Below are 22,360 nucleotides of genomic sequence, written 5' to 3' on the forward strand. Positions count from 1 at the left end.
CCGAGGCTGAAGATCGGTACTACACCATGCTGGACCTGCCAGCCATGGCCGCATAACTTAACCTAACAGGTCTCCGGTAAACCCGGTGCGGTTCATGACGAAGTATTTCTGGACATAAGACGACTCCTTCTCATGTATCCGCGGGTGGACCATTGGCTTGTCGAGAAGTCCTGTCCCGGGCTGCGCATGCATCGATCCCTCGTCACTCATACAGCCACGGCATTTCTTGCTTTACCTCGGACATCCATTCATCGTCCCATCTCGTAATTTAACGAAAAAGGTTATAAACTTATCCCACGGAAATTAATAAAATTGATTAATTTTTTACTATATAACACTGATAAATAACAGTTTTTATCAAAAGAAAAGCCGAGGAACGGAAAGGTTGCAGTATCTCCAAAACTCAAGAATATAACAAATTACGTAACCTTCCCTAGATCAGCGCAAGAAACTGCGATATGCTCGCCGTCGCATTTGCCAAACATCGAGGTCGAGGCTGAAAATGCCATCAAAGAGCAGCGATCGAGATGCACCAACGGTTGAGGTTTACTCATATGGGCCAGCAGCAAAGAGTAAAATGCATCTCCGTCCGTGTTACGGCAAATGAGCTTACAGCGATAGCGCGAACCGCGGCGCAGGCGCAAACGACCGTGACTGATTTTGTTCGCTCCGTGGCGCTCGACCGTGCCGGGGTTCATCCGTTCTATTCCGAGGAAGATCGTCTGCTTCTTCTCTTTTTACGCGATGAGCTCAAGCGGGAGGGGCTGAACCTCACTCGCCTGTTGATCGCCCTCAACCGCGATGAACGGTTTGCCGAAGCGTCTTGCAAGCAAGAAGTACTCGGCATGCAGCGTGTGATCGCGGCTTTGTGCGTGGAGTTGTCCGCTCATACGAAAAGACTGACGACACATCCAGGGAAGAGTTGAAATGCAACCGATCTATCACCGCTTAGCAGAGGAGTGGCTTGGTCAGCGCGAGACCCTCCTGCCGGAGATTTCGAAAAGAAAGGAATTGCTTGAGGACGATTGGCGCCGGCGCGCACGAGCAAGTCTTGCTCCTCAGGCACCGGAACAAGCCGGAATGAATGCCGGTAGCCATGCCGGGCGCTTACCGCATGGAAGATTTGATTGCAGCGATGAACGGGACATGAGGCAACGTTTTGTCAGCCTCGCCTCCGGAGCCCAGCCTGCGGTCGTCAAGGTGGCCGGCTTTGGCGGCGGCATCGGGGCCAGAAAGCTCGTTGACTATGTGTCACGCGGCGGCGAGGTCAAAATCGAGAATGAGCGTGGCGAAACACTAACGGGCGGCCACGCACCGAATATTACCGTGAGAGATTGGGAGCCCCTCCTCAGTAATCGAAAGGCGAGCCAGGACCTCGGACTGTTCGAAATCGAAGTTTCCTGGCAGGCTTCGCACAGGCCACCTGAGGATGCTGGCTTACAGATTGCCAGATATGCCTTCAAAGACAGATCATTTGCGTTCACGGTGACCCAGGCCCCACAATCCGTGCGCATAGAAGGATTGGTCGTGCTTCTGTCTCCGACAGAAGGCCGTCTTACAGCCGATCGTCGGGCGAGCGGGGCGATAACCGGGCGACTGAAAGAAACGCTGTCGCGAGAGGCTGAAACGGTAAGCGTCCAGTTCACCGGTCATGGTCACGGCGTTCGGTTTGGGACAAAACGGCTTCGAGATCTCGTTGAGAAGCATCCTGATCAGGTTCACGACGAGCGCGGCAGACCGGTTGCTGACGTCAGTGCGGCAAATGAGCTTGTCCGTCGACGGTGGCGGGACAACCTCGGAAGCAGCCGGCCGCGGGATACGCTGCATCTTATCATATCGGCGAGCAGTGGAACGGACGCCGCACGGTTTCAGGACACTGTCCGGGCCTTCCTCGCCGAAGAATTCAAGGGACACCGGTATATATTTGCAGTGCATGATCCGATGCGAGATCCGAGGCCGCAGCGTGAGGGGGGAAAAAGACCCCACATCCACGCGCATGCCGTCATTACGACAGTGTCAGACTACGGTGATCGGTTGAAGACTTGGGTTACCGATCTTCGGCGCTGGCGCTTGAGCCTTGCGGAAAATGCCCGTGCCAACGGCATCAATATGGAGATGACCGACCGCCGTGAAACGGTGACAGCACCTGCATATACGAACCATCACGTTCGACCTGTCAGCTATGTCGGCCGCACGAAGCATGAGGGTACGAGTTTCAGCGCACAACGCCGTTACGATTATAAACGCTTGGAGGTTCCACATCTCGCCGGCGGCGAGCGCAGCCGAGACTATCGCGCAATGGCTCGACGGAACTGGCAGGCGTTGGCCAGCCAGGGCTATAGCGAGACAGTCCAACAATTCGCGAAATCGACCCTTTTTCGGTTTGAGGTAGCCGATCGACGATCATCAAATAGACGGTCGGAATCCGTCAGACAATTACCGCTCACGTCTGATCGGACTGCTGGAGCGGCGCAGAGGCTTCACTCCGAGGCGAACCCAAGCGGAGAACCCCAGCGCGGAAACAGGAAAGCGATGGCAAGTGCTGCCGAGAGGTCCAAGCAAGATCTGCGGGATCTTGAACGGAAACTGGCCGAGGGAAACGATCGCAGCGTCTCTGAACCAATTCGAGGACCCCGTCCGCCAGCGCCACGCCACATGCCGGAACAAAAGAAGCATGCGAGAGAAGCGGCCGATCAGCACTACACCGGAGAACGATCTGATACCGCCGCCGCTGCGCCGGAAAGTCGCAGTCTCGCCGAGGTCGCGACGTCGGTCTTCAGAGCGTTCGGGCGCCTGAGAGAAGCAGCGATCCGGTCGAAACATGACGAGCATGACCGTGCGGTGCTCAGATCGGAAATAAGACAAACTATGCAAGAAAGAATATTAAAATCAGCGGAAATCCCAGGGAGCGGTAGAATTCACGACTGGTCTACCATTGAAAGCCATGCCGATCGAAGCTCTGCGACGCAGGGGGCAGAAGCCGGCAGAGCTACTGCCGTACCTGCTTGGCAATTGGAACAGAAACGCGAGAGCGGTGATCGGCAACTTGATGTTTCAACAATATCAGAGCTTCAGAATTTACGGGCTAGCCGGGAACGGGATCGTGATAATGACCGAGACGAGTACGAGAGGTGACTTCGCTCATGGGAGCCGATGACCTTCGAAGCCAGCCTTCCAATGTTTCGCCAACCTTCAGCGCTTGCGTCCTTGACGGCGGATAGTCCGAGGTGAATGTTGACTGCCAATCGGATCCGAGCGCGTAAGTTGCAGCGAATGAAGGTGCGACGCAGACCATGGACACAGGTGTTTTGGTGACGGACAACAATGACGGCCTCGGCCATCTTCCGGAGCGCAAGCAGCGGGAGCTTTCGCGCGCCTTGAAAATCATTTTCGAGGAATTCGAGGCGGCTCAACAGTCGAAGCTTTCCGAAAAGAAGAAAGCCGGGCGAATCTTGAAGGTCATCCTCTTTGGTTCGCACGCCCGCGGCGACTGGGTGGAAGACCGCAAGAGCGGTTACAGGTCCGACTACGACATTCTCGTTGTCGTCAACATGAAGAGCGTCGGGGAAGACAATGATCTATGGCACGAGGTATCCGATCATTTCCTGCGCGAATTGACGATCACCAAGGAAATCGAGACACCGGTCAACATCATCGTTCACACGCTGCAGGACGTGAACGACCAGCTGGCACGCGGACGGCCATTCTTTATCGACATCATCCGCGACGGCATCATGCTCTACGAGAAGGAAGGGCATCCGTTTGTGACGCCAAGACTTCTCAGCGAGGACGTGGCGCGAAAAGAGGCCCAAGGTTACTTCGAAAAATGGTTTCCTGCTGCGGGTTTTTCCCTTCATCTCGGTCAATATTCTTTGGGCAGTGGGCAAGTCAATCATGCTGCATTCAATCTTCATCAGGCGACAGAACAGCTTTATCACTGCGCCCTGCTTGTCCTGACCCTCTACTCGCCTAAGTCGCATCGCCTGAAATTCCTGCGCTCTTCGGCCGAGCGGATCGACCCGCGACTGATCGAGGCGTGGCCGCGAGATACCAAGTTTGCTCGCCGCTGTTTCGAGCGGCTCGATCGCGCTTATGTCGACGCGCGCTATTCTCCGCATTACGAGATCACCGAAGAAGAGCTGGAATGGCTGATCGAGCGCATCCAAGTGCTTCAAGGGCTCGTCCGGGTTAGTTGCGAAGAGCGCCTGATGAAAATACCGTAGCCCGAATGCCATCTCCTCTGCCTCCACAGGCCGAACTGCCACGCTCGCGGGCTGGCTAACTCGTCCTAAGGTCGTCGAATCAACCGACGGATCCGAACTCGCTGCCAAGGGTATCGATCACGGTTGCCTCTTGCCCGGGCACCCAATGTCCCGGTGACAGAAGTTATTATGCTTGCTCCTCTATCCCTGCCAGGTCCTTGAAAGGACGGGGCCTTCGACAGTCATAATGAAGCCGTCCAAAACGAAGTGGTCGGCCTCGATAAGCGAGTTCAAGCAGCCAAGCAGGACAGGCATTTCAGCCAATTCGTCCGTGGGATGCATATTTCTCCAGCAACGGAGATTCTTGAAACGGCCAAGACCAAAAATTGCGGCCTGATCGCAATTGCCTCTGACGGGTGCGAAGGCCTCAGTTGCATCATGCTCGAGAGCCAGGCCACGGAAGTCGCCGAAAATTCGGTAATCCCCACCTCGTCGTCAATAGGACGTCCCCACGAGACCATCAGTGCCGGACGATCCAACCTTGCACGGACAATCATCGCCAACCTCCGAATAGCCGATCGGCGGCGACACGACGGTGCGCGCCCTGGTGAAGCGCTTCTATGAACTGATGGATACGCTGCCGGAAGCAGCCCGTTGCCGTGCCATCCATCCGCCGAGCCTTAAAGGCAGCGAGGCGAAGCTTTACGATTATCTCACCGGTTATCTCGGAGGCCCTCCGGTCTCTGTGGAAAAACATGGCCATCCGAGGCTGCGCGCCCGCCATTTCGCCGCGGCAATCGGCCCTCAGGAGCGCGACGAATGGATGCTCTGCTTCCGCCGTGCGCTGGACGAGACGATCGACAACGAAAAGCTGCGCGAGATTATCTGGCCACCGGTCGAGCGCCTCGCCCTCCACATGCAGAACCGGGAATAGGCCGATGGAAAGACTCGACAATCTGCGGCCGTTGATTCTTTTTGTGAGCGGCATGATGGGGGCCATGGGCGTCGCCCTGGCGGCAGCGGCAAGCCACGCAGGCGACACGCTGTTTCTGGGTTCCGCCTCCACCATGTGCCTGGCGCACGCCATCGGAGGAACCGTAGAGGGCACTTGGTTGGCATACTCCCGAAAGACGCGATGCTTGTCACCACATCCCTGCGCGCAAGTCTGGCGTCGCGATGATCAGCTGACCAATATGGTATTTTAGAAACCAAAATGCATCATCTCGCTTTTGCCGTGCCCCGCGCGCCCATCAGATGCTTGCGCATCAAGGCCGCAGCCACGTCTTGATCGCCTTTTTCCAGCCGCTCAAGGATTTCCAGGTGTTCACGGCACGTCACCGCGACGCGATCGGATCCGTGCTGCCAGTTGTAGTTTGATAGCCGCCGAAGCTGGTTCTGGCGGTGCATTGCCTCCTTGATATAGCGATTTCCGGAAGCCGCACTGATGACCAGGTGAAACTCCGCGTTCATCTCAAACAGCGTGACGCTCGACGAATCCGTCCAGGGCGCGCTCAATATCGCTTCATGCCGCGACTGCATGGATTTTATCCAATCCGCGGAAAGAGAAAATTCAGGCGACATGATGGCTGCGCATTCGATGAGCAGGCGGAAATCATAGCTTTCCGCGCGCGCGCGGGCATCGCGGACCGGATCAAGGAACTGCCAGCCATAGCCCTGCCGGCGCTCGATGACGCCAAGTCCCTCAAGTTTGATCAGCGCATGGCGCACCGGCGTTCGCTCGCAGCCCGTCAGCCGCATCAACTCCAGTTCGGCAAATTGTTCGGCAAGCCCCCCCTCGCGGCGCAGCCTTGCGATGGCGACGAGCAGTTCTTCATCTTCCGGCGGCGTTTCCGGTTTTTCGACGCGTGGCGGGATTGTTGCAAGCCTCATGCCGCGGTTGGGCTCGTGCTGCACGAAACCTTCCTCCGCCAGCATTTCCAGTGCGATGCGCACCGGCGTGCGGGAGACGCTGAGCCGGGCGGCAAGCTGGTTCTGACGCAGCCGCGCACCTGGCTTTAGATCGTCGTCATGGATGACGTCGATGATGCGGCGCATCAGGTCCTGTTGAAGAGGCGTGCTCGCGTCCGACATTTTCCGCTTGCCTTCCCGTCATTTTTGGTTTTTGTTTTATGAAATACTTTTTTGATGAAGGCAATCGGGTCCGCCCTCGCCATCGTTCAGCATCTGGAAAAGCCGCCATGACCTCACCCCTTCCCTGCCCCCTCATCGAAGTTTCCGGTACGCCGTTCGAACGCGGCCAACAATACGGAGAGCAGGCTGCGGACCGGATTCTCACAGGCGTCGAACATTACAAGGTCCAGCTGCATTCCTCAGGCCTGAAGGATGGCGATCTTGCCGCGATGATCGACCGCTTCGCCGGCGCGGTCGACAATTACGGCAGCCAGTATATCGAAGAGATGCGCGGCATCGCCAGAGCCGTCAATATCGACCTTGCGGCGATCCTTCTTCTCAACGCACGGACGGAAATCCTCAAGCTTGCACGAAGAAGGCAAAAGGGTGAGGCCGACTTCATTCAGTCGGACGGCTGCACGGGCGTCTTCATCATGCCGCAGGCCAGCCGCGACAAGACCTTCATTCACGCCCAGAACTGGGACTGGAAGGCGGAATGCGCCGATACCGCAATCGTCCTGAAGATCAAGCGCAACGACGGTCCGGATATCATCACCTTCACCGAGGCCGGCGGCCTTGCGCGCACCGGCTTCAACGCCGCGGGCATTTCCATCAGCGGCAACTATCTGGAGACCGATCGGGATTACCGTGAACTCGGCGTACCGCTCGCCATCATCCGCCGCAAGGTGCTCGAACAGGATCATCTGGCGATGTCGATGCAGGCGGTCTACGGCACCCGCAAATCGGCCTCCAACAACATGATGATCGGCCACGCACATGGCGTCGCGATCGATTTCGAATGCGCGCCAGACGAGACCTTTCTCATTCATCCGCAAAACGGCGTGCTTGTGCATGCAAATCACTTCCAAAGCCAGGTCGCGCTGTCGAAGCTGCTCGACAGGGGCGTCGTCAACATGCCGGATTCGCTTTATCGCGATCTGCGCGTCCGCCAGCTGATCGAGCCGCATATCGGCAAGGTTACGGTCGACACGGTGAAGGCGGCACTTTCCGACCGGTTCGAAAGCCCGTGGTCGGTGTGCCGCCCACCGCGCAAATCGCTGTCCAACAACCAGTCCGCAACGGTGGCGATGATCGTCATGGTGCCGGCTGAAGGCCGCATGGAAGTGGCACTCCTGCCGGCGCTCGGAGCACATTTCTGGGACTACAGCCTCGACATGCAGATCAGGCCCGTCGACGAGCCCCGCAAGGCACAGACGACCGCGGCCTAACCAAAACCAACAAGGGAACGAATACGGGAGCCTCCAATGAAATTTCAAACCCTCTTGAAGACCACGGCAGTCATGGCGCTGCTGGCTGCAACCGCCGGCACGGCGATCGCGCAGGACAAGATGATGCGGGTGCGCATCAATGCCGACATCCGCTCGACCGATCCGGGTGTCAATCGCGATGCCAACAGCGATGCGGTCGTGCTGCACATGGTCGAGGGCCTTGTCGGCTATAAGGACGACGCCTCGATTGCGCCTCTGCTGGCAAAATCGGTCGATATTTCCGCCGACGGCAAGACCTATACGTTCAAGCTGCGCGACGGCCTGAAATTCAGCAATGGCGAGCCGCTGACCTCCGCCGACGTGCTGGCCTCCTGGCAACGCTATGTCGATCCGAAGACCGCCTGGCGCTGCCTGAAGGACGTGACGGGTTCGGGCGTCGCCAACGTTACAAACGTCACCGCCCCGGACGCGTCGACCGTCGTCTTCACGCTGGAAAAGCCGACAGCCCTCTTCCTCACCACGCTTGCCCGCACCGATTGCGGCGGCACCGGCATCTACCACAAGAGCTCGCTCGATGCGCAGGGCAAATGGGTAAAGCCGATCGGCACCGGCCCGTTCATGCTGAACGAATGGCGCAGCGGTCAATATGTCGAGCTTGCCGCCAATCCGAATTACGTCTCCCCCGGCGGCGAGCGAAGCGGTTACGTGGGCGACAAGACGCCGAGGGTCCCCGCCGTGCGTTTCATGGTCATTCCGGATGATGCCGCAGCCAAGGCGGCGTTATATTCCGGCGATATCGACGTCATCAGCGACGTCAACAATGCCGATGTCGAAGAGTTTTCGGCAAGCGACGAGTTGAAGGTCGACAAGGTCGCCAGCATGGGCCTCACCGGGCTTCTTTTCCAGACGCGAGACCCGCTCCTGAAAGATGTCCGGATCCGCAAGGCGCTGCTGCTCACGCTCGATATCCCGCAGATCGCCGAAGCGCTGACCAATAGCCAGGCGCCGGCCAACTTTTCGGTCATTCCGGTTCCAAGCCCCTATTCCGGCAAGCTGCAGAAGGACGTACCGGCCCGCGATCTCGAAGCGGCCAAGACGCTGCTCGCGGAAGCGGGATACAAGGGCCAGCCGATCAAGTGGCTGGCGACAAAGTTCTATCCCTCGCTCTTTGATGCTGCCGTACTCGTGCAGGCAATGGCTCAGGAAGCCGGCATCAATATCGAGATCGAAACGCTCGATTGGGCAACGCTGCTCGACCGTTATACGGCCGGCAACTATTCGGCCATGTCGTTTACCTATTCCGCCCGGCTTGATCCTTCGCTCTCCTTCGACATGGTCAGCGGCAACAAGGACAAGAGCCCCAACAAGGTCTGGGACAATCCGGAAGGCCTGAAGCTGATCGCAGAAAGCACGACCGTCAGCGACAGCGAAAAACGCCAGGTCCTGTTCGACAAGCTGGAAGGCATGATCCGCGCCGACGTGCCGTTGATCCCGCTTTATTCCGGCACCCGCATCGGCGCGGTGCGCGCCAATGTGGACGGCTACAAGACCTGGCCGGTCGGTTATCCGCGCATGTGGGGCGTCTCCTTCGCAGCCGGAAAGTAAGCCATGCACGCCCTTTCGAAATATGTCGCGAAGCGTCTGTTATGGACGCTTCCGACACTCCTGCTCGTGGCCGTCATGGTGTTCTTCCTGGTGAGGATGATCCCCGGTGACCCCGCCCAGCTGATCCTCGGCGATAACGCCAGCCCGGAAGAACTGGCCAACCTGCGCGCCAATCTCGGCCTCGACCAGCCTGTGCCGCTGCAGTTCGTCTATTGGCTCGGCAATATGCTCAGGGGCGATCTCGGTCACTCGATCTCCAACGGTGCGGCCGTCCTGCCGTTGATGCTCGACCGTTTCCAGGTCAGCGCCACAATCGTGCTTGTCGCCGTGGCACTCGCAACCGTGATCGCAGTCCCGGCCGGCCTGATTGCAGCCTGGCGGCAAAACGAGCATGTGGATGTCGCGATCGTCGCCCTATCGACATTGCTGATGTCGGTTCCAAGCTTCTGGCTCGGCCTCGTCCTGCTGCTGGTCTTCGGGCTGAAGCTTGGATGGCTGCCGGTCGTCGGCTACGTACCGTTCACCGAAAAGCCCTGGACCGCGATCACTTATGTGATCCTCCCGGTGGTAACGCTGATGCTGATCGAGGTCGGCGTGCTGACCCGCATGATGCGCGCAAGCGCCATCGAAGCCCTGCGGCTGGAATATATCATGCATGCCCGCGCCAAGGGCCTTTCGGAACGCAAGATCCTGCTGCGCCACGTGCTGCCCAATGCCTTTGCCCCGACCTGGACGATGATCGGCCTGGTGCTCGGCGGCCTGCTGGGCGGCATCGCGGTGCTGGAAACCGTCTTCACACTGCCCGGCCTCGGGCGCCTTCTCGTCGATGCGATCTTTGCTCGCGACTATCCGGTGGTACAGGGATGTCTTCTGTTCACCGCCTTGATCTACGTGATCGTCAATCTCATCGTGGATCTTTGCTATCCGTTGTTCGATCCGCGGGTCACCGCGTCATGATCAGACAACCCGCAAATCTGATCATAGGCTCCATCCTGCTGATCTTCATTGGCGGCATGGCGCTGCTTGCGCTGTTCTGGACGCCCTATGATCCGGCGGCGATCAAGCTCATCTCCAGGCTGAAACCGCCGTCGGCGCAATTCTGGCTCGGCACCGACGAATTCGGCCGTGATGTCGTCTCCCGCCTGATGACCGGCGCGGTGCAGAGCATGACGGTCGCCATCTTGACTGTCGCTTTCGCGGTCACCGTCGGCACCCTCACCGGCCTCATCGCCGGATATACGCGCGGACTGGCAGACCGCATCCTGATGGTCTTCAGCGACGCGCTGCTCGCCTTTCCCGGCACCCTGCTGGCGCTTGGTCTGATGGTGATTTCCGGTCCGAACAAATATGGCATCATCCTTGCTCTCGGCATCGCCTATTCCCCGTCGGTACTGCGTATCGTCCGCGCCAGCGTTCTTTCAGCCCGTGAGCGCGAATATGTCGAAGCCTCCCGTGTCATCGGCAATTGCGAACTCACCACGATGTTCAGGCATATCCTACCGAACTGCACGGCGCCGATCGTGGTGCTCGCCACCTCCATGTTCGGGTGGGTGGTGCTGGCGGAAAGCGGGTTGAGCTTTCTAGGGCTCGGCGTTCCGCCACCGGCGCCGACCTGGGGCAACATGCTGTCGGCGGCGCGCACCTATATCGAAAAGGCCCCGTGGCTCGGGCTTGCCCCCGGCATCTGCATCTCGCTGACTTTGCTCGGCATCAACCTTCTGGGTGACGCATTGCGCGACCGCTTCGATCCGAGAATGGAGCAACGGTGATGACTATCGAAACGTCCCGCCCTCTGCTGAGCGTCCGCAACCTTCGCGTCGAAACATCCAACGGCCATCCGGTTTTGCACGACATGTCCTTCGATGTCGAGGCTGGCAGCATCGTGGCGCTGGTCGGCGAAAGCGGCAGCGGCAAGACGGTTGCGGCCCGCGCCGCCATGCGGCTGCTTCCCAAGGCAATCAGGCCGGTTGCCGGGGAAATCCTGTTCGACGGCCGCGATGTCCTGAACATGTCGGATGCCGAGATACGTCAGGTCCGTGGCGCAAGGATCGGCATGGTTTTCCAGGAGCCGATGGTCTCACTCAATCCCGCGATGACGATCGGTGCCCAGCTCGTCGAGGGCCTGCGGTTGCATGAACATCTCACCTTAGAAGAAGCTCTCGCCCGCGCGACGGAAATGCTCGAACGGGTAAAAATCGCCGACCCGGCCGCCTGCCTCTCGGCTTTCCCGCACCAGTTTTCCGGCGGCATGCGCCAACGCATCATGCTCGCGTCCGTCATGTTGCTCAGGCCGAAACTGCTGATCGCCGATGAACCGACCACGGCGCTCGACACGCTGACGCAGCGCGAGGTTCTGGAAGTGATGGTGGATCTCACCCGCACCTTTGGCACGGCGGTGCTGCTCATCACCCACAATCTCGGCCTCGTCGCGCAATATGCCAAAAAGGTCATCGTTCTGGAACGCGGCAGACTGATCGAGACGGGGCCGGTGGCAGAGGTGCTTCATCACCCCAAGGAACAATATACGCGCACGCTGATCGACGCGCTTCCGAAGCGCGACCACGGGCGCAAGCCGCCGGCCGATGGGGCACCGCTGATTGAGGCGCGCAATGTCGAGGTCACCTTCTCGGGTGCCGGCAACATGTTCAGCACGGCGCAAAAGAAGCTTGCCGTGCGCGGCGTCTCGCTTAGCGTTCGCCCCGGCGAAGTCGTGGCGGTCGTCGGCGGCTCGGGTTCCGGCAAGACGACGCTCGGCCGGGCGATGCTCGGCCTGCTGCCGCTTTCCGACGGGGACGTATTTTTCCGCGGACGCCCGATGGCATCCGCCGATCGCGCGACACGCCGTGATTATCGCCTGCAATGCCAGCTCGTTTTCCAAGACCCCTACTCCTCCCTCGACCCGCGTCAGAAGATCTCCGACATTATCGGCGAGCCGCTGGCGCATGGCCCGAAACTCAGCCGGGCGGAGAAGGCGGAAAGGGTTGGCGCCATGCTGAGCGAGGTGGGACTTGCCGGGCTTGGCGAGCGTTTCCCGCATGCACTTTCCGGCGGGCAGAGACAACGCGTCGCAATTGCGCGGGCGGTGATCCGCAACCCGGCCTTCGTCGTTGCCGACGAGCCGGTCTCGGCGCTGGACATGACGATCCAGAAGCAGATCCTCGATCTCTTCCGCAGGCTGCAGGAGAACCATGGCTTCGCCTGCCTGTTCATTTCACACGATCTTGGCGCCGTCTCCCGCGTGGCCGATCGGATCGTCGTCATGCAGCAGGGCCTGGTCGTCGAGGAAGGCAGTGTCGACCGGATCCTGGATCACCCGCAACATCCCTATACGCAGGCCCTGATCGAGGCGACGCCGACCCTTAAAATCGCGGCCTGACGAGACGAGAAGTCTGTGAAAAATGGCCTCCCGGAGGCAGGAGAAATCCATCATGTTAACGGAAGACTTGATCGCTATCGAAGCCCGGTTGGGCGCCAACAACTACAAGCCGCTCGACGTGGCCCTGTCGCGCGGCGCCGGCGTCCATGTCTGGGATACCGACGGAAACCGCTATCTCGACTGCCTGTCGGCCTATTCCGCCGTCAACCAGGGCCATTGCCATCCGAAGATACTGGCCGCCATGATCGAGCAGGCCGGCAAGCTGACGCTGACCTCCCGCGCTTTTCGCAACGATCAGCTTGCGCTGTTTTACGAGGAGCTTGCCGCGCTGACGAAATCGCATCGGGTACTGCCGATGAACAGCGGCGCGGAGGCGGTAGAAACCGCCATCAAATCGGTGCGCAAGTGGGGATACGAGGTCAAGGGCATCGCGGAGGACCGCGCGGAGATCGTCGTCTGCGCCAACAATTTCCACGGCCGGACGCTCGGCATCATCAGCTTCAGCACGGACGAGACGGCGAGAGAGAGCTTCGGCCCGTTCCTGCCCGGTTTCAGGATCGTGCCGTTCGGCGATATCGAGGCGTTCGAACAGGTGATCAACGCCAATACGATCGCCTTCCTGGTCGAGCCGATCCAGGGCGAGGCCGGTGTGCTGATCCCGCCTGCCGGCTACTTCACGAAGGTCCGCGAGATCTGCACGGCCAACAATGTCATGCTGATCCTCGACGAGATCCAGACCGGCCTCGGGCGCACCGGCAAGCTGCTTGCCGAAGAGCACGAGGCAATCGAGGCGGATGTGACGCTCGTCGGCAAGGCCTTGTCGGGCGGCTTTTACCCGGTCTCCGCCGTGCTTTCCAACAATGAGGTGCTGGGCACCCTGAAACCGGGCCAGCACGGCTCGACCTTCGGCGGCAACCCGCTGGCCTGTGCGGTCGCTCGGGCGGCATTGAAGGTGCTCACCGGGGAAGGCATGATCGAGAACGCCGCCGTTCAGGGCGACTACTTTCTCCAGGGACTGAAGGACATCCGCAGCAACATCATCCGGGACGTGCGCGGGCGCGGCCTGATGCTCGCCGTCGAACTGCATCCGCAAGCTGGCGGCGCCCGCCGTTACTGCGAAGCGCTCCGCCGGTCGGGCATCCTTGCCAAGGAGACTCACGACCACACCATCCGTCTTGCGCCGCCGCTGGTCATCGAGCGGGAGCAGATCGATTGGGCGCTGGAGCGGCTGACGCCGGTTCTAAGCGGCATGAACTGATCAGGCAACGAGGACGCAATGCAGAATTCCCAATCCATCTGGACGATTGTCGACGAAAAGAGCCCCGCCTTTTTCGAGCTCAGCGACCGCGTCTGGGAGACGCCGGAGATCAACTACGAGGAGTTCCGCTCCTCCCGCGAACATCGGCGACTTCTGGAGGCGGAAGGGTTCAGGATAAAGCCCAACGTCGCGGGCATTCCGACTGCCGTCATGGGAGAGGCTGGCGAAGGCGGTCCAGTCATCGCCATTCTCGGCGAATACGACGCCCTGCCCGGTCTCAGCCAAGAAGCCGGCGTTGCCGAAAAGCGGCCACTCGTGAGCGGCGGGCACGGGCACGGCTGCGGCCACAATCTTCTCGGCGCCGGTTCGATGCTCGCGGCCGCCGCCGTGAAGGACTATCTCGCCGCCAACGGTCTGAAGGGACGTGTCCGCTATTACGGCTGCCCGGCGGAGGAAGGCGGGTCGTCAAAGGGCTTCATGGTGCGTGCCGGTGTATTCGACGATGTCGATATCGCCATTTCCTGGCACCCGGCCGCCTTCAGCGGCGTCAACAATCCGATCTCGCTTGCCTGCAGCGAAATGAACTTCCACTTCTCCGGCCGGGCTTCGCACGCCGCCGCGACGCCGCATCTCGGGCGAAGCGCGCTCGACGCGGTCGAACTGATGAATGTCGGGGTTAATTTTCTGCGTGAGCACATGCCCACAAGCGCTCGTATCCATTACGCGATCACCGATACCGGCGGATCTGCGCCGAACGTTGTGCAGGCCAACGCGACGGTGCGGTATCTCGTCAGAGCAAGGACGCTGCCAGAACTTCTTTCGCTTGTAGCGCGCGTCAAGCGCGTGGCCGAGGGGGCGGCATGGATGACCGAAACGTCCATGCGGCAGGAGATCATATCGGGGGACGCCAATCTGATTGGCAACGAGCCTCTGGAAAAATGCATGCATGCTCAGCTGGAGCGCCTGGGACCTGTCGTTTTCGACGAAACCGACAAGGCAACCGCGCGAACGTTCCAGGCGACATTCACGCCGGACGATATCGCCTCGTCCTATGCTCGCTTCGACCTCAAACCCGGCAAGGACGAACCGCTTTGCGATCTGATCGTGCCGCTTTATGCGGGCGACGGATCGATGGTCGGGTCGACCGATGTCGGCAGCGTCAGCTGGGTGGTCCCAACCGTGCAGATGCGCGGCGCGACCTACGCGATCGGCACCCCCGGCCATTCCTGGCAACTCGTTGCGCAGGGCAAGCTGCCCGCAGCCCACAAGGGCATGGCGCATGCGGCAAAAATCATGGCTGCCACGGCGATCGAGCTCGTGTGCAATCCCGCACTCATCGAAGCGGCCAAGGCCGACCATAAAGACCGCCTCGACGGCAATCCCTTCGTTAATCCCATTCCCGATGAGGTCATGCCGCCTATCCGGCCGGAGCCTGACACACCGGATGCTGGGCAATGACGAAACAGATCCCTGCGAGCGGCGACAAGCTCGCCCGCGACGCCGATGCGCGCCTCGGGCGGTATTTTGTCAAGGATCGCTGGCCCCACGTTGTCGGGGCCGCGATCGCAAAAGCTCGCCAGAAGACCGACGTCACCTGATCCGAGAATGAAAGCCATGCCCATGCAGCAGCTGAATGCCAATTCGCTCGAAGCCTTTTGGATGCCGTTCACGGCGAACCGGGATTTCAAGAAGAAGCCTCAGATCGTCACCGGCGCGTCTGGCATGTATTACCAGATGAACAACGGCCACCGGGTGCTGGATGCGATCGCCGGCCTTTGGTGCGTGAATGCCGGGCATGGACACCCGAAGATCGTCGAGGCTATTCAAAAACAGGCAGCACAGCTTGGTTTCGCGTCCTCCTTCGGTCTCGGTCATCCGCTCGCTTTCGAATATGCCAGTCGGCTGACATCCGTGGCGCCCGAGGGGCTCGACCACGTCTTCTTCACCAATTCCGGGTCGGAGGCGACCGATACCGCGCTCAAGCTTGCACTTGCCTACCACCATGCGCGCGGCGAGGGACAAAGGCAGCGAATCATCGGCCGTCAGCGTGGCTATCACGGCGTCGGTTTCGGGGGCCTTTCCGCGGCCGGCATGGGAGCGCACAAGAAACAGTTCGGCATGCTCCTGCCGGGAGCCGCCCACATGCCACATACACACGACCTTGCCCGCAATGCCTTCAGCCGCGGTCAGCCGAGCCACGGCGCGGAGATCGCCGACACGCTCGAACAGATGTTGCAGACCTACGATCCGTCGACGGTCGCGGCGGTCATTGTCGAACCGGTCGCCGGCTCGACCGGGGTTCTGGTCCCGCCGCTCGGCTATCTCGAACGGCTGAGGGAAATCTGCACGCGTTACGGTATTTTGCTGATTTTCGATGAGGTCGTCACTGGTTTCGGCCGGCTGGGGCGGCCATTCGCGGCTGATCGTTTCGCCATCACACCCGACCTTATCGCCATCGCCAAGGGCATGACGAACGGAGCGGTTCCCATGGGCGGGGTCATCAGTTCAAACGAGATCTGCCAAAAGCTCATGGAAACCGCGCCGCAAGGGACCGTGGAATTTTCCCACGGTTATACCTATTCCGGTCATCCGCTGGCTTCGGCGGCGGCGCTTGCAGCGCTCGATGTCTACGTCAATGAAGGCCTGTTCGAGCACGCAACGTTGATTGAACCGGTCTGGGAGGAGCACGCGCATGCGCTTAAAGCCGTGCCCGCAGTGGTCGACATCCGCAATATTGGCCTGCTTGCAGGCATCGAGCTCGGTGAGGAGGTCGCAAGCGGCAAGGCGATGGCCAAGAAGGTATATGACTTCTGCTTTGAGCGCGGCGTCCTGGTACGCCCCGTTGCGAACACGATCGTGCTGTCTCCCCCTTTGGTTATTTCAGAAGCGGAAATCGCCACCGTGTTCTCGACGATTGCCGCCGGGTTGAAGACGCTGTAGCGCGGAAACGGCGAGAGGCTGAACCGAAGGCATGCACGCGAACATCGAAATTGACGGCGTAAGTTTTGACTTCATCGACGTGCCGGCGGTCGTCGGCGAGGCGCTTGTGCGCATGCCCTATATCCATAGGATCTTGCTGGAGAACGTGCTGAGGACGGCCGGAGGCGACGCTGCGAGGGCCAAGGCGGCCATGATGGGTTGGCTAAAGACGGGCTCCAGCGATGCCGAGATCCCATTTCTGCCAAACCGCGTCCTGATGCACGACACGACTTGCGGCCCGGCCCTGGTCGACATTGCCGGCATGCGCTCCTGCCTGGCGGAGGCAGGCGGCGATCCGGCGCGGCTCAATCCGGTCGTGCCGGTCGACGTGTCTACCGATCATTCGGTCGCGGTGGACGCTTTTGGCGAACCTTTTGCCCTCAAACACAACATGAAGCGCGAATACGAGCGCAATGCCGAGCGCTACAGCTTCATGAAATGGGGAACGAATACGCTCACCGGTTTCCGGGTCCATCCCCCTGGGACCGGGATCATGCATACGCTCAATCTCGAACGCCTTGCCACGATCGCGACATCGCACCGGCAGGGCGGTCGGCTCTGGGCCATTCCCGACACGCTGATCGGCACCGACAGCCATACGCCGATGATCAACGGGATCGGAGTGTTAGCCTGGGGTGTGGGTGGGCTCGAGGCCGAAAGCGTCTTCTTTGGGATGCCGGTCACATTGCGGGTGCCTGATGTTGTCGGCGTCCGCCTGACGGGTGCGTTGAAGAAAGGTGTTCTTGCCACCGATCTGGCGCTCCTCGTCACGCATCTCTTGCGCCAGATCGACCTTCAGGACAAGTTCGTGGAGTTCCATGGCCCCGGCGTCTCCAATCTGACAGCCGGCGATCGAGCCGTCGTCGCCAACATGGCGCCTGAATTCGGGGCCAACAGCGGCTTTTTTCCGATCGATCGCCAATCGATCGACTACCTGCTGAGAACTGGCCGCAGTGAGGGTCACGCACGGTTTGTCGAACGTTATGCGAAACGGGCTGGTCTTTGGTTCGATCCCTCCACCGATCCTTGCTACACCTCGACGCTCGCTCTGGACCTCGGCAGTGTCGAGCCGAGCCTTGCAGGCCCACGCCGCCCCCAGGACAGGATCGCGGTCAGCGAGACGCGTTTGGCCATTCGCGGAATGAAGAAGCGTTGCGACAAATCAACCAAACAGGGCGCACCCAATGACGGCGCCGTTGCAATCGCTGCGATCACCAGCTGCACGAACACCTCCGATCCGCGGCTTCTCGTGGCGGCAGGTCTCCTCGCCCGCAAGGCACGCGCCTGGGGGCTCCGGCCAACGCCTTGGGTGAAGACGTCCCTTGCGCCCGGATCCCCGACCGCCGAGCGGTATCTCGCCCGCGCCGGCCTGTTGGAAGACTTAGAAGCCCTTGGCTTCGGCATCGTTGGATATGGCTGCACATCCTGTATCGGCAACTCCGGATCTCTGACCGAGCCTATTGCCGAGGCCATGACCGAACGCGGCATACTGCCGGTGGCAGTCCTGTCCGGGAACCGGAACTTTCCAGGCCGGGTGCATCCGCAGTTGGAGGCCGCCTTCCTCGCCTCGCCGCCTATGGTCGTCGCCTTCGCGCTCGCCGGAACCGTCGCGCTCGACATTCTGCGGGATCCGATCGGCACTTCCGCCGATGGAACGGCGGTCACGCTGTCGATGCTCTGGCCAGATGCTTGCGAAATCGACGCAACTCTTTTGGCCGCGTCTGACGTCAACGATTTTTCATGTGCCTATGATGCCGCCGAGGCGAGCAGGGCTTGGAAAGAGCTTCCCGCACCTGGAACAACACTGTTTGCCTGGGATGAAGGCTCCACGTATATCCGGCGCCCTCCATTCGCAAGCTTCGGCGAAGGAACACGGCTCGGCACCTATGAAGCGCATCCGATCCTCGTTCTCGGCGACGACATCACCACCGATCATATCTCGCCTGCCGGTGCCATCCCGGCAAACGGCGAGGCAGGGCGGCATCTCATCGAACGCGGCGAAGACCCGAAGAACCTCAACGTCTTTTCATCTCGCCGCGGAAACTGGGAAGTCATGGTTCGCGGCATCTTCACCAACAAGACAGTGGGTAACCTTCTGGCAACAGGCATTGCGCCAGGCTCCACTGTTTATGCCGGGTCGGAGAAGGTCCTCCCGCTATGGGATGCGGCGCAGCGCTACAAAGCTGAGGGAAAGTCCGTCGTGCTTGTGGCGGGAGAGCGATACGGGATGGGCTCGTCCCGCGACTGGGCGGCCAAGGGCGTGGCACTTCTTGGCGTGCGGGCCGTCCTTGCATCAAGCTTCGAGCGCATACACCGCTCGAACCTGATCGGCATGGGCATCCTGCCGCTGCGTTTTCCACCCAATGTGAAGCCGCAGACGCTCGAACTTCGTGCGAACGATCTCCTGGCAATCCACGCCGATATCGACATGGTCTCCCCGCGCTGCGAGATACCGGTCACGGTCAAAAGAGCCAACGAGCCATCGATGACGTTCAACACGTCCGCGGCGATTGAAACAAATGCCGAAATTGAGATCTTGCGCGCCGGCGGCATTCTTTCGCTTATCCTCAAGCGGTGTCACGCAGAAGTGCCGCAGTCCAGGTGACCCAATGAGCATGTCTCGATGATTTCCATTCTTCAATGACAGACGAGGTGCAGGGACGAGGGTGATCGCCCTCGCCTCAGCAATGGGGACGGATCGCGAGCCTCCAGGCTGTCTGTCTTTCGAAAGTCGACCCGAACCGGAGTTTGATCGTCCCTGTCTCTTTCCACCGTCCGGAATGGACGTTCCCAATGGTCGCCCAGGCCGATATTCGCGTCCAGATTGACATCCATGCGGTTCGAACCGGGTTCATCGTGACCTTCACTTCGCTCGACACGGACAACGACCAGCGCCGGGTGGCTATTTGAGGAGACGCAAGATCGTGGCGTGGCGTTACCGACGTCTTTTTTCAACGCCAACAGCAGCTCCTGTTAACGGGCCCAATTGGACAACGAACTCCGTTTGAGATGCGCTGTGCACCGATGACCTCCCTGCAGCGTAACGGATTCTGCGTCGTCACGAGCCGGCGGTTCCCAGGCGCCCTTCGGAGGCGCTTGGAACGGCACTTATCATCGGCGAAGCTTGCATGGCTGATCGAGCACATAAAGGTTCTGCAGACGCTCGTACGGGCCAGTTGCGAGGAGCGTCTGATGAAAATGCCGTAGCGGGAATCTTGTCAAGGCAAGGATGGCACCCATTTTCTGCCGTGTCTGAGCAGCGCGTTTGCCGGAACGATGAGTTTTCGCATGATTGCGTCATGGCAACCTTTGGTGCTTTTCCGGCGGCCTTCAACTGATGGTATTTTGCCTTGAGATCGGGATTGAAGCGCATGGCTACGAGTGCCGGCTGCATAGGGCTTGCCGGACATTGGCCCGGCCGTCGCGGATGAAGGCGCGGCCCGTCCATTCCCCGGACTGCCGTGCCACAGGTGCCAGGCCTGCGAGCGAGGCTGCCTGTCTTTGATGGAGTGTACCGAGTTCCGGCATGTCGATCAGGAGCGAGAAGGCGGTGACTGCAGACAGGCCTAGGATCGAGACAAGGATGTCGAATCGGCCTGCAAGGTCAGGATCGTCCTTAACGAGCATGATTTCTTTTTCGATCGCGATCATCTGACGTTCGATCTGCGTGAGTTGCTCGGTGTTGTGTCGCTTGGCCGAGCTGATTCCATTTTCAAATGCAACGAAGACAATAAAGGTCCTGATTTCAGGAGGATAGTATGCTCGCTCATTTGTGCAGTTGAGTATGGGTTGACCTTGCCCCGTTGAAATAATCCATTTTGAAGTAAGCTCTGGCCCAACCCATCCTAGAAGATCCCGCCTCCTCCAAAAAATCAGGAGGTCAGCAAAATGTCACAGGCGACAGCAGTTGCGGGCTAAGAGCCTGACTCGAAAAGATCTCAATAGACATGGTACCTTGCGAGCCTTCGGGTGAGAATGCGGATGTGGGCGATGAGCATCCAGGCTTCGGCGGAAGCGATTGATTTCTCCCAATCCTTGGCCATTCGCCTGCATCTACCAAGCCAGGCGAATGTGCGCTCGACGACCCAGCGACGCGGCAGCACTTCGAAGCCCTTTGCCCTGTCTGTTCGCTTGACGATCTGCAGCGTGAACTTCGCGACATTGCGCAATGCGGCTCGCAGTTTCGGACCGGCATAGCCGCCATCAACAAAGATGTGCCTGAGCCACGGCCAGCGTCTGAGAACGGTTTTGAGAGCCGCCGCTGCACCATCGCGGTCCTGAATGTCCGCGCTGTGAACGACCAGCCCCACCATCAAGCCAAGCGTATCGACGACAATATGGCGCTTGCGGCCCTTAATTTTCTTGCCCGCGTCAAACCCTACAATCCCGCCGCTTTCGGTCGTTTTGACGCTCTGACTGTCGATCACACCTGCCGTCGGTGACGCTTCCTTCCCTTCCAGCTCTCGCGTGTCTATAACGAGGTGATGGTTGATCCGCAGCCACAAGCCAGTCGCCCGCCATTCGTAGAAGTAACCCTGCACAGTTGAATAGGGTGGAAAATCCGTAAACGGTGTGCCGCTGGCACCTTGACTAGCTTGCTCAAAATTGGACGTGATCATTTGCCAGTCGCTAACGCTGGTGATAAAGACGCACCATGGAATTTGTTCGCGCTTTCACTTTGATTATTATCACCATTCATCGAGTGGTGGGTTAAGCGCGTCATATTTCAAGACAAAGCAACCCGCCGCGAGGCGGGTTTTGTTTTTCCGCTCGCGGCCATTTTGGAGTCCAGAATGTCCGACCATCCCTTGAAAGCCCTTATCGAATCTGCAGACCGCTCCATATCGGCCAAAGACTTCGACGGCTTGATGCGATTTTACACCGATGATGCCACCTTGGTGGTCAAGGCAGGCATGTACGCCGAAGGCAAAGACCAGATCAGGAAAGCGTTCGAAGCAATCTCTGCTCATTTCCAAGGTAAATTGAAAGTCCGCCAAGGGAGGATGGAGGTGATCGAGAGCGGAGACACAGCGCTGGTCATCATGGAAACCTGGTTGGATGCCGTCGACGAAAGCGGCATTGCGACGTCGACGGTACGGCGTGCCACCTATGTGTTTCGTCGGGACTCGTCTGGCACCTGGTTATGCGCTGTAGACAATTCCTACGGCACGGCTCTCCTCGATAGCTGAGAAGGCTCCCGGCCCGGTGCCCACGTTGGGTCGGGGGACAGCGTTCCGGTTGGCGCAGATTACGTTGCCTCATACTTCCACGGCAGAAGCTCATCGATCCGGCTCTGTTTATGGCCGTTGACAATGACGGTCAGGGTGGCCGTCAGATAGGCGAAGGGATCAACCGGATTGAGCTTGCACGTTTATGCCGACCGGCGAACTATGCCGAGTGTCTCTTCTAATATTTACGGCAAACCGCGCATTCCCAGCCAGTTCGGCGGGTCGCCGTTGGTTGGCACTCGGCATAGTCCTCATGCTCAGAGGGCATTCAGGAATTCCAAAAGCCGGTCGCTTGGTCGAAATCGCTCAGCCTTGACGCGTTCGTATGGCTTCAGTGTTGAAATTGGCCGGGT

19 protein-coding genes and 2 pseudogenes are annotated in these 22,360 nt (G+C 59.6%); 17 read left to right on the forward strand and 4 right to left on the reverse strand.

What is annotated here, in order from left to right; all coding sequences use genetic code 11:
• The first annotated feature begins 554 nt into the window (after positions 1 to 554).
• From J2046_RS29110 to J2046_RS34415, 6 genes are all read left to right on the forward strand, one after another.
• On the forward strand, positions 555 to 926 hold the full coding sequence (locus J2046_RS29110; protein ID WP_210057779.1) for a plasmid mobilization protein: 372 nt from the start codon (positions 555 to 557) through the stop codon (positions 924 to 926).
• 1 nt (position 927) lies between these two features.
• Positions 928 to 3,135, forward strand: coding sequence for a relaxase/mobilization nuclease domain-containing protein (locus J2046_RS29115; protein WP_210057780.1), 2,208 nt, complete (start codon positions 928 to 930; stop codon positions 3,133 to 3,135).
• A 158-nt stretch (positions 3,136 to 3,293) separates the two neighbouring features.
• Positions 3,294 to 4,223 carry a HEPN domain-containing protein gene (locus tag J2046_RS29120; protein ID WP_210057782.1) on the forward strand — a complete coding sequence of 310 codons (930 nt, stop codon included), beginning with the start codon at positions 3,294 to 3,296 and terminating at the stop codon, positions 4,221 to 4,223.
• A gap of 246 nt (positions 4,224 to 4,469) precedes the next feature.
• Positions 4,470 to 4,826 (forward strand): hypothetical protein, encoded by a 357-nt coding sequence (locus J2046_RS34410; protein ID WP_407721336.1) that lies wholly within the window; start codon positions 4,470 to 4,472, stop codon positions 4,824 to 4,826.
• Complete coding sequence (locus tag J2046_RS29125) at positions 4,780 to 5,136, forward strand: group II truncated hemoglobin (protein ID WP_210057937.1); 357 nt, start codon at positions 4,780 to 4,782, stop codon at positions 5,134 to 5,136. Before J2046_RS34410 ends, J2046_RS29125 begins: the two co-directional genes overlap by 47 nt.
• A gap of 4 nt (positions 5,137 to 5,140) precedes the next feature.
• Positions 5,141 to 5,407, forward strand: coding sequence for a hypothetical protein (locus tag J2046_RS34415; protein ID WP_407721338.1), 267 nt, complete (start codon positions 5,141 to 5,143; stop codon positions 5,405 to 5,407).
• 13 nt (positions 5,408 to 5,420) lie between these two features.
• Here J2046_RS34415 and J2046_RS29135 read toward each other — a convergent pair whose 3' ends face one another.
• Entirely contained in the window at positions 5,421 to 6,293 is an 873-nt protein-coding gene (locus tag J2046_RS29135) for a GntR family transcriptional regulator (RefSeq protein ID WP_210057784.1), read from the reverse strand.
• A gap of 107 nt (positions 6,294 to 6,400) precedes the next feature.
• On the opposite strand from J2046_RS29135, the gene J2046_RS29140 reads away from it, so the two are divergent.
• Genes J2046_RS29140 through acnA form a run of 10 tightly spaced genes read left to right on the forward strand, consistent with a single transcriptional unit; the run spans position 6,401 to position 19,384 of the window.
• Positions 6,401 to 7,561, forward strand: coding sequence for a C45 family autoproteolytic acyltransferase/hydolase (locus tag J2046_RS29140; RefSeq protein ID WP_210057786.1), 1,161 nt, complete (start codon positions 6,401 to 6,403; stop codon positions 7,559 to 7,561).
• 36 nt (positions 7,562 to 7,597) lie between these two features.
• Positions 7,598 to 9,166, forward strand: a complete 1,569-nt coding sequence (locus J2046_RS29145; RefSeq protein ID WP_210057788.1) for an ABC transporter substrate-binding protein — start codon at positions 7,598 to 7,600, stop codon at positions 9,164 to 9,166.
• A 3-nt stretch (positions 9,167 to 9,169) separates the two neighbouring features.
• A complete protein-coding gene (locus tag J2046_RS29150) occupies positions 9,170 to 10,123 on the forward strand; it encodes an ABC transporter permease (protein WP_210057790.1) in 954 nt (317 codons plus the stop codon).
• Positions 10,120 to 10,935, forward strand: a complete 816-nt coding sequence (locus tag J2046_RS29155) for an ABC transporter permease (RefSeq protein WP_210057791.1) — start codon at positions 10,120 to 10,122, stop codon at positions 10,933 to 10,935. The genes J2046_RS29150 and J2046_RS29155 overlap by 4 nt, the downstream gene beginning before the upstream one ends.
• On the forward strand, positions 10,935 to 12,542 hold the full coding sequence (locus J2046_RS29160) for an ABC transporter ATP-binding protein (RefSeq protein WP_210057793.1): 1,608 nt from the start codon (positions 10,935 to 10,937) through the stop codon (positions 12,540 to 12,542). Before J2046_RS29155 ends, J2046_RS29160 begins: the two co-directional genes overlap by 1 nt.
• 52 nt (positions 12,543 to 12,594) lie before the next feature.
• On the forward strand, positions 12,595 to 13,800 hold the full coding sequence (gene rocD / locus J2046_RS29165; RefSeq protein WP_411828564.1) for an ornithine--oxo-acid transaminase: 1,206 nt from the start codon (positions 12,595 to 12,597) through the stop codon (positions 13,798 to 13,800).
• An 18-nt stretch (positions 13,801 to 13,818) separates the two neighbouring features.
• Entirely contained in the window at positions 13,819 to 15,258 is a 1,440-nt protein-coding gene (locus J2046_RS29170; protein WP_210057795.1) for a M20 family metallopeptidase, read from the forward strand.
• The gene (locus J2046_RS29175) at positions 15,255 to 15,398 is read left to right on the forward strand and encodes a hypothetical protein (protein WP_210057797.1); all 144 of its coding nucleotides are present in this window, start codon (positions 15,255 to 15,257) and stop codon (positions 15,396 to 15,398) included. Before J2046_RS29170 ends, J2046_RS29175 begins: the two co-directional genes overlap by 4 nt.
• 22 nt (positions 15,399 to 15,420) lie before the next feature.
• Complete coding sequence (aptA, locus tag J2046_RS29180; RefSeq protein ID WP_210057941.1) at positions 15,421 to 16,740, forward strand: omega-aminotransferase AptA; 1,320 nt, start codon at positions 15,421 to 15,423, stop codon at positions 16,738 to 16,740.
• A 31-nt stretch (positions 16,741 to 16,771) separates the two neighbouring features.
• A complete protein-coding gene (gene acnA / locus J2046_RS29185) occupies positions 16,772 to 19,384 on the forward strand; it encodes an aconitate hydratase AcnA (protein WP_210057799.1) in 2,613 nt (870 codons plus the stop codon).
• Between the two features lie 770 nt (positions 19,385 to 20,154).
• On the opposite strand, the gene J2046_RS29190 is transcribed toward acnA, so the two are convergent.
• Together J2046_RS29190 and J2046_RS29195 are read right to left on the reverse strand one after the other, a co-directional pair.
• Positions 20,155 to 20,430, reverse strand: a complete 276-nt coding sequence (locus tag J2046_RS29190) for a transposase (protein ID WP_210057801.1) — start codon at positions 20,428 to 20,430, stop codon at positions 20,155 to 20,157.
• 287 nt (positions 20,431 to 20,717) lie between these two features.
• Positions 20,718 to 21,341, reverse strand: a pseudogene (locus tag J2046_RS29195) (IS5 family transposase); the annotation flags it as partial.
• A gap of 231 nt (positions 21,342 to 21,572) precedes the next feature.
• Here J2046_RS29195 and J2046_RS29200 point away from each other — a divergent pair.
• Entirely contained in the window at positions 21,573 to 21,968 is a 396-nt protein-coding gene (locus J2046_RS29200) for a YybH family protein (protein ID WP_210057804.1), read from the forward strand.
• 59 nt (positions 21,969 to 22,027) lie between these two features.
• On the opposite strand, the pseudogene J2046_RS29205 reads toward J2046_RS29200, so the two are convergent.
• A pseudogene (locus tag J2046_RS29205) lies at positions 22,028 to 22,150 on the reverse strand (transposase domain-containing protein); the annotation flags it as partial.
• Positions 22,151 to 22,360 lie beyond the last annotated feature (210 nt).

The sequence above is a fragment of the Neorhizobium petrolearium genome (assembly GCF_017873175.1).
Taxonomy (GTDB): Bacteria; Pseudomonadota; Alphaproteobacteria; order Rhizobiales; family Rhizobiaceae; genus Neorhizobium; species Neorhizobium petrolearium.

What these genes read in the sequence shown, in the direction of transcription:
- J2046_RS29150 (WP_210057790.1), top strand. Translation starts at nt 9,170, where the DNA reads ATGCACGCCCTTTCGAAATATGTCGCGAAGCGTCTGTTATGGACGCTT.
- J2046_RS29170 (WP_210057795.1), top strand. Translation starts at nt 13,819, where the DNA reads ATGCAGAATTCCCAATCCATCTGGACGATTGTCGACGAAAAGAGCCCC.
- J2046_RS29135 (WP_210057784.1), bottom strand. Translation starts at nt 6,293, where the DNA reads ATGTCGGACGCGAGCACGCCTCTTCAACAGGACCTGATGCGCCGCATC.
- rocD (WP_411828564.1), top strand. Translation starts at nt 12,595, where the DNA reads ATGTTAACGGAAGACTTGATCGCTATCGAAGCCCGGTTGGGCGCCAAC.
- J2046_RS34415 (WP_407721338.1), top strand. Translation starts at nt 5,141, where the DNA reads ATGGAAAGACTCGACAATCTGCGGCCGTTGATTCTTTTTGTGAGCGGC.
- aptA (WP_210057941.1), top strand. Translation starts at nt 15,421, where the DNA reads ATGCAGCAGCTGAATGCCAATTCGCTCGAAGCCTTTTGGATGCCGTTC.
- acnA (WP_210057799.1), top strand. Translation starts at nt 16,772, where the DNA reads ATGCACGCGAACATCGAAATTGACGGCGTAAGTTTTGACTTCATCGAC.
- J2046_RS29120 (WP_210057782.1), top strand. Translation starts at nt 3,294, where the DNA reads ATGGACACAGGTGTTTTGGTGACGGACAACAATGACGGCCTCGGCCAT.
- J2046_RS29145 (WP_210057788.1), top strand. Translation starts at nt 7,598, where the DNA reads ATGAAATTTCAAACCCTCTTGAAGACCACGGCAGTCATGGCGCTGCTG.
- J2046_RS29175 (WP_210057797.1), top strand. Translation starts at nt 15,255, where the DNA reads ATGACGAAACAGATCCCTGCGAGCGGCGACAAGCTCGCCCGCGACGCC.
- J2046_RS29155 (WP_210057791.1), top strand. Translation starts at nt 10,120, where the DNA reads ATGATCAGACAACCCGCAAATCTGATCATAGGCTCCATCCTGCTGATC.
- J2046_RS29115 (WP_210057780.1), top strand. Translation starts at nt 928, where the DNA reads ATGCAACCGATCTATCACCGCTTAGCAGAGGAGTGGCTTGGTCAGCGC.
- J2046_RS29140 (WP_210057786.1), top strand. Translation starts at nt 6,401, where the DNA reads ATGACCTCACCCCTTCCCTGCCCCCTCATCGAAGTTTCCGGTACGCCG.
- J2046_RS29200 (WP_210057804.1), top strand. Translation starts at nt 21,573, where the DNA reads ATGTCCGACCATCCCTTGAAAGCCCTTATCGAATCTGCAGACCGCTCC.
- J2046_RS29160 (WP_210057793.1), top strand. Translation starts at nt 10,935, where the DNA reads ATGACTATCGAAACGTCCCGCCCTCTGCTGAGCGTCCGCAACCTTCGC.
- J2046_RS29190 (WP_210057801.1), bottom strand. Translation starts at nt 20,430, where the DNA reads ATGATCGCGATCGAAAAAGAAATCATGCTCGTTAAGGACGATCCTGAC.
- J2046_RS29110 (WP_210057779.1), top strand. Translation starts at nt 555, where the DNA reads ATGGGCCAGCAGCAAAGAGTAAAATGCATCTCCGTCCGTGTTACGGCA.